The sequence below is a fragment of the Vicinamibacteria bacterium genome (assembly GCA_035620555.1).
Lineage (GTDB): Bacteria > Acidobacteriota > Vicinamibacteria > Marinacidobacterales > SMYC01 > DASPGQ01.
In genome coordinates, this window is record DASPGQ010000441.1 from 1 (window position 1) to 7006 (window position 7006).

Annotated in this window: 4 protein-coding genes; 1 reads left to right on the forward strand and 3 read right to left on the reverse strand. The window is 61.2% G+C overall.

Features of this window, described 5'->3' with window-relative positions; genetic code table 11:
- Positions 1 to 215: 215 nt before the first annotated feature.
- Together VEK15_17810 and VEK15_17815 are read right to left on the reverse strand one after the other, a co-directional pair.
- On the reverse strand, positions 216 to 1814 hold the full coding sequence (locus VEK15_17810) for a sigma-54-dependent Fis family transcriptional regulator (protein HXV62560.1): 1599 nt from the start codon (positions 1812 to 1814) through the stop codon (positions 216 to 218).
- A 596-nt stretch (positions 1815 to 2410) separates the two neighbouring features.
- The gene (locus tag VEK15_17815) at positions 2411 to 4153 is read right to left on the reverse strand and encodes a TonB family protein (protein HXV62561.1); all 1743 of its coding nucleotides are present in this window, start codon (positions 4151 to 4153) and stop codon (positions 2411 to 2413) included.
- A 194-nt stretch (positions 4154 to 4347) separates the two neighbouring features.
- Here VEK15_17815 and VEK15_17820 point away from each other — a divergent pair, with 194 nt between their 5' ends.
- On the forward strand, positions 4348 to 6480 hold the full coding sequence (locus VEK15_17820) for a TonB-dependent receptor (protein ID HXV62562.1): 2133 nt from the start codon (positions 4348 to 4350) through the stop codon (positions 6478 to 6480).
- Between the two features lie 101 nt (positions 6481 to 6581).
- Here the strand turns inward: VEK15_17820 and VEK15_17825 are convergent.
- Positions 6582 to 7006: PIN domain-containing protein (locus VEK15_17825; GenBank protein ID HXV62563.1), on the reverse strand; the 425-nt coding region annotated here is incomplete at its 5' end.

Consider the following 7006-nt stretch of genomic DNA (forward strand, 5'->3'; position numbering starts at 1 on the left):
GAACGGCATGGTCACCATTACCACTTCGGGTCGCGTAAAAGCCCCGGCGAGCTTCACGTTCTGCGTAGAGTCGGCAACCCACACCTCGTTGATCTACGACCCGACGCAGAACACCGTGAGCTGCGCATCGCGTTGAGTTACGTGGAGGGATTCGAATAACGGAGCGAAAGACGCGGGAGTGGGAGAGAAGCTCCCACGCCTTGTAGGAGTTGGCGTCACCGTTCAGATTTCTTGTGGAGTCCCATGTCCTGGAGCCGCTTGTAGAACGTCTCGGGAGACACGCCGAGAAGCTCGATGGCCTTGCGACGGTTGCCTTTCGCGAACTCGAGGGTTTCGAGGATATGTCTTCTCTCGGCGTCCTCGACGACCCGCTTCAGAGATGCCGGAGTGCCGCTTCCGCGCGGTGAAGAAAGCGTTCCTCTCGTTCGCAAGAAGTCCGGGAGATCTGCGGGAACGATCACGTCGTGGTCCACCAGACAGGTTGAGCGTTCCACAACCTGCTGGAGCTGGCGAACGTTGAACTCCCAGGGGTAGCGACCAAAAAGCTCCATGGTCTCCGGAGCGAAGTGCCTCCGATTCGAGCCCCTCCCGAACTTCCGAGCGAAATGCTCCACGAGAAGGGGGATATCTTCGGGCCGTTCGCGGAGGGGCGGGATCGTAATCGTGTGGCCGAGCCGCGCCAGCAGGTCGGAGCGAAAGCGGCCCTGCTCGACGAGCCTCTCGAGCGGGCGGTTCGTCGCCGATACGACCAGCACGTCGAGAAACTTGGGCCTCGTGTCGCCGACCGGGTAGATTTCGCCCGAATCCAGAAAACGAAGCAGTTTGACCTGGAGCGCCGGGTCGATGTCGCCGATCTCGTCGAGAAACAGCACGCCGCCGTTGGCCACTTCGAAATAGCCTTTCTTGTCGCGGCTCGCCTCGGTGAACGCGCCCTTCAGGTGTCCGAAGAGCTCGGACTCGATGAGGTTCGGAGCGAGCGCGGGAATGGGGACGGGGATGTACGGTTTGCTCTGCCGTCCGGTGTTCGCGGCGTAAGCGCGAGCAAAGAGCTCCTTGCCGGTACCGGTCTCGCCTCGAAGAAGCACCCGAGCGCCCGCGCTGGCCAGCCGCCGCACCTCGTCATACGCCTTCAGCAGGGTGGGCGCCTTTCCTACCAGCCGATGGCGCAGGAGCTCCTCCTGCAGAAGCGCGAGCGCTTCGGCCTGGTTCTTCAGCGACGCCGATTCTCGTTCGTGGTCTTCGATCCGGTCGAGGAGCGTCGAAGCGTAGCCGGCGGCCGCGGTCAGAAACTGCAGGTCCGCTCGGTCGAACGGTGGCATTTCTCGGCGTCGATCGAGATAGATCAGGCCACGTACGGGTTCCCTACCGAGCGGGACACAGAGAACGGATCGGATATTGAACCTCTGTACACTCCCCGAGCCGTCGAACTGAGGATCCTGAAGGACGTCGGTGGCGAGCAGAGCCATCCCCGTTTCTCGAGCTCTTCGAAGCGCGGTTCGACTGATGGGCCACAGTCGCTCGGGCCCGTCCAGGCTCACCTGATGTGCCGCGACGGGGCGGTGAGCTCCATTGGAGTCGACCGTCAGAACACACGCGTGATCGGGCGCGAGCTGGGCGACGAGGGCACGATGGATGGTGTGAATCACTCGAATGGCGTCACGTTGCTCGAGCAAGAGCTTGCCGATTCCATAGAGTGCGACCATTCTCTCGGCCGACGAGCGGGCAACGTCGGCGCTGAGGGGAGCCGTCGGATCGAGGATCGTTTCGTCGGAAAGCTCGTCGACCATGCCTCGCCGCGTCTCCAGTTTGGTCATTGTCAGGTCGTGAGCCGGAATTGTCCACCGGCCACCTCGACAGAAGGGAATCACCTGGCCGAGGCGGAAGACGGGAGCGCCATCGCTCTGGCCGCCTCGAGGGCGTCAGTGATGACGATCTGTTCAAGGTATCCGGTACCCGATCGACTCTTCGGGAACCTCCGTGCCGAGTTCCGTTTCGTCCCAGAATCGGCGGGCCACGCTCCTAGCCAGAAGACGAAACACGCGAACAGAACGCGTTTCTTTTGCGGCCTCATGTTCTACCTCCTTCTGGATGGGCTCTCCGGTACTCTCTCGAGCAACCGCCTCGATGGATCCATCAGCAAGGACGATGCCAAGCAAAATTGACGCGAATACCGGGCCCATGCATTTGCACGCTGATGAATAAGTACAGCCCAGCCTGCCGAGCGGTGGCCAAGACTTCTGCCGCGAGAACGGCGCGCAGCGCCGCACGGGCCGAGCCGTGGCGGCCGGTCGGTCACGGGTCCCGCCACGGCATTGAGTACTAGAAAGAAAGTGTTTCGAGAACCGAACGGCCTTCGATTATCGAACGCTGTAGGCGTCTCGCGGGCTGTTTACGCTTTCTCGGCAGCCTGCTAATACGGCTCCATTCTGAACTGAACGACAAGCTCGACCTCGACGGGAACGGGCAACCCGTCCCGCAAGGTCGGCTCGAATTGCCATTGACGAGCCGCTTCGACCGCGGCCTCATCGAGGAGTCGCCGCACCTGATCGTACCGAGTAGGGACCGATTGGATTATACGAAGATCGATGACGTTGCCTCTTGCGTCGATGATGGCACGCAGGATGACGTCCCCCTGGATCCCCAGGCGCGACGCTTGCTCGGGGTACTCGGGATCTACCTTCTTCAGCGGCCGAGGCATCGCGGCCAGCTGGAGAGGGGATGAAGATCGAGGCGCGTCTAGAGTCTGCGCGTGCTCGCTGGCGCCGGCAGGCTCCGACGACGCACTTTGACCGGCGAGCCCGTCAGTCTCGTCCGGCGTACGAGTCAGGGGCACAGGAGCACTCGTTTCCATCACCCCGGGTCCCGTATTCGGCTGCGCGTTCGCGGAGGGGTTCGCAGAACCTGTATCGCCTGGTTTCAACGCCTCCGCATCGGTCGCGGTCGATCCTTCGCGAGCTCCCGAGTCCGTCGACGTTCTCGCATCGAATCGGTCGATCGCACCCGGCTCCTCGATCGGTTCAGAAAGTTGCCCGCTCTCGGCACCGTCCGAAGACGCAAGCTCCTCCTCGACGTTCAAACCGCGCAAGGACTCGGCCGCGCGCGCCTGCCCGGAGTCCACGACGCGGGTAGGTGACGGCGGCTCCGGAGGCGAAGGAAAGTTCAGCGAGCCTGGCCCGAGGCTCAGAATCAAATACAGAGCGAGGCCGAGCACGCCCGCCGCTCCGGCAGTCAGGAGCGTTTTCGACCCCGACCGGGCGCGAGGAGGGTCGAACGTTCTCGTAGCGCGCGCGGCGATGTTGATACCTCCGATGAACTCTTTCACGTTCGGGGTCCGTTGGTTTCGGTCTCGCGCGAGAGCGCGAATGAGCGCGGGACGCCACGGTTCCGTCAGCCGCGGGAGAAACTTTTCGCGAACCTCCTGTTCGGGTGCGATGATCAGATCGCGAAGAAAGCTTTGAAGGCTGGTTGTTCGAAATGGCGCTGCTCCGGTCAGCATCGCGTAGGTCACGGCGGCCAGGGAGAAGACGTCGGTGCGCTCGTCGACGAGCGTGGGTTCCGCGAGCAGACCCATCTGCTCAGGGGACGCGTAGCCGATTTTGCCGATAAAGGTCCCGATATCCGTAGTCGGAGCTCCGGGAACACCGCTGCCCTTGGCAAGCCCGAAATCGAGGAGCTTGGCGATTCGCCTCCCGCGAACGTCGGTGCTCAACATGATGTTGTCGGGCGAAATGTCCCGGTGATGGATTCCTTTTCGGTGGGCCAGGGTCAGTCCGTCCGCGACTTGCGAGACGATCTCGACCACTTCGGCAGGATCGAAGATTACACCCCGGGAGAGCAGTGCCCCGATCGTCTGCCCCTCTACGTATTCCCAGACGATATAGGAGCGTCCTTCGGAGACGGGTGAATAGTCGTAGAGCGCAACGATGTTCGGATGACGCACTTCTTCCGCGACCAGCGCTTCGATACGGAAACGCTCCACGAACCCCGGATCCCGGGCGAGCTCGCGTCGGAGAATCTTGATCGCCCGCGGTGAGTCCAGTGAGATGTGCCGCGCACGATAGACCGAGCCCATGCCACCGCGTCCGATGAAACCCTCGATGAGATACTTCTCACCGAGGACAGCGCCAACCTCGAGCTCGTCGCCGGTACCCATAAGGTTCCAGGACCCCGCGGGAGAATAGTTGTGCCTCGGCGATCTGTCAAAGGCATTGACTCCCGTGCGCGTGGGTATGGTATTAGGTTGGCGAGGGGCGAAGCACATCGGGGTTTCGGCCACGGTTTGCGCGGTGAGAATCGAACCGTGGTACGGACACGTTCGGCCAAGGCTTCGCCGTCGAGGCCAAGCCCATGCTGACGCGCGCGGTCTTTTCTCTCGTCCTGGTTCCTGGCACTTTGCTCACGGCGATTGCAGGCCAGACCACCTCCCAGGAAGAGGAGGAAAAGGAGGCTTCTTACGAAGAGGTCGTCGTAGTGAGCGTGTCCAAGCTCCAGGAGACACTCGTGAACGCCCCGGCCGCGGTGAGCGTCGTTTCCTCACGAGACATCGAGCGCTCGTCGGCTCAGAACTACGGTGACCTTCTGCGGGTCGTTCCGGGTCTGAATGTCATCCAGATGTCTGCCCGGGACGTGAACTTGAGGAGCCGCGCCGCGGCTTCGACTCTGGTCACGTCGCAGCTCGCTCTTCTCGACGGGCGAACGATCTACCAGGACTTCTTCGGATTCGTCATCTGGGACCTTCTCTCCGTCAACCCGGACGAGATCCGTCGCGTCGAGGTGCTTCGCGGTCCCGCTTCCGCGGTATGGGGCGCGAACGCCATGACCGGAGTGGTCAACGTCATCAGTAAGGCTCCGAGGGAGATGGAAGGCACGAATGTGACCATCGGCTTCGGCGGGTTCGACCGTAAGGTCTCTGAAGACGAGTCGGAAAGCGGGCTTCTCTTTTCGCTGAACGCCACGCACGCGCAGGTCTTGAACGACAGTGTTGCTTTCAAGATCTCCGCGGGAACATTTGCTCAGCAGGCCCTTCCGCGACCGACCGGCACCATAGCCAATGACTTTCAAACACCCTATCCCACGTACTCCAATTTCGGGACCGAGCAACCCAAGGCGGACTTTCGAATCGATTTCGATCTGTCGGGCGACAACCCGGATCCGAATTGGAACCATGATCTCATCTTCGCGGCAGGCATCTCGGCAACGGATGGTGCTACCCACACCGGGATAGGCCCTTTCCAGATCCGCCCCGGAACGACTCTCGCTTACGGGAAGATGCACTACCGCCGCGGGAACTTCAGACTCAACATTTTTGCCAACGCCGTCGACGGCGAGGCTCTTTCTCTACTGGTCGCGGATCTCGACGGCAGTCCCATCGACTTCGTCTTCACGAGTCGGACCTACGATATCGAATTCGGGAACCTGCATCTTCTGGGGAACAAGCATTTGTTCTCCTACGGGGGGAATCTCCGTCACAACGGATTCAATCTTTCGTTCGCGCCTCGGAGGGACCAACGCGATGAGGGAGGTCTGTACCTCCAGGATGAGATCTTCCTTTCCAACCACGTCCGCTGGATGCTCGGCGCTCGAGTCGACAAGTTCGACGTCCTGGATCACGCGGTATTTTCACCGCGGACCAGCCTGCTGATAAAACCGGCGCGGGCCCATACGTTTCGTCTGTCCTTCAACCGTGCGTTTCGAGCCCCGTCGATCGTGAACAACTTTCTCGAGGTGCGCTTCTTGAGTGCCTACGATCTGGGGACGGTCGATTCCAGCTTCTCGGGGCAGTCGTTCGCGTTCCCGGTCGACGCCCTCGGAAATGAACGGCTCCGGGAAGAATCGTTGACCGCCTATGAGATCGGGTATACGGGATTTTTCGGCAACCGAACCATCCTCAGCGGGGCCGTTTACCTGAACGAGATCCGAGATCTCGTTCAGTTCGTTCAGACCGACTATGATTCGGACAACCCACCGCCGGGATGGCCACTCGATCCCGGCGTGCTCGACGATTTGACTGCCGAGGGGCGAGGGCTCCCGGCTAGGCTCGTATACCAAAACCTGGACCGGGTGCGCGATCGAGGGTACGAGCTGGGATTTCAGACTGGCATTGGCCGTTATATCGATTCCTATGTGAACTACTCCTGGCAAGATGAGCCGGAACCTTTCGGCTTCGACCTGACCGAGCTGAATCTTCCCCCGACCCATCGCGCTAATGCGGGAATCGGTTTCAGCTACGGTCGATACTTCGGGGACATCTCGGCGAATTACGTCAGCCGTGCCTTCTGGCAGGATGTTCTCGACGCCCGCTTTCATGGTCCGACCGACCCTTACACGATCGTCAACGCAGGCTTCGGAATACGCTGGGAGGAAGGGAAGGTAACGACGTCGATCAAGGTGACGAATCTCACGAACGCCGAGGTGCAACAGCACGTGTTCGGCGACATCATCAAGAGACTCGTCGTTGGTGAGCTCAGGTTTCGGTTCTAGCTGTGCAACACCATGAAGACCTCATCGGAACACGTTCCCGAGGATGTGAGCGCGGCGTCGACAGACGCGAGCTATCATCCCCTGCGGTCTCGATGGTGCGCTCAGGCCGGAAGTCCGACGACCTGGAAGCCGTACTGGCGAAAGTGGGGATCGAATGCGAAAGCTCTCCGGATCCGGAGGCGTTCCATGACGGCGAAGCTGGTTGCATCGGCGTAAGAGAACGTCTTGTCGGAATACTGCGAGACGATCGATATCGCCTCGCCCTCGTCGTCGGCCGTCACGCGCTGAACGGCCCACACGTTGCCCAGTAGCCAATTTCTGGCGAGTGGAGCGCCGAGCCGTGCTAGCAGGAGGGCGTGACACTCGGCCAGGATGAAATTCGTGAGCAGGGGTTCCGAACGCGCCGATCTCAGACTCTCGAGCGCGGCCTTCGCCGTCGAGTGCCATCGGTCGCTGCGATCGACGAGAGCATAGACCGCGCTCGTATCTACGAGGATTCTCGCCACCGCTCGATTTCTCCGTCGGC

Coding starts and splice junctions, on each gene's coding strand:
- VEK15_17810 (HXV62560.1), bottom strand. CDS start 1,814: ATGACCAAACTGGAGACGCGGCGAGGCATGGTCGACGAGCTTTCCGAC.
- VEK15_17820 (HXV62562.1), top strand. CDS start 4,348: ATGCTGACGCGCGCGGTCTTTTCTCTCGTCCTGGTTCCTGGCACTTTG.
- VEK15_17815 (HXV62561.1), bottom strand. CDS start 4,153: ATGGGTACCGGCGACGAGCTCGAGGTTGGCGCTGTCCTCGGTGAGAAG.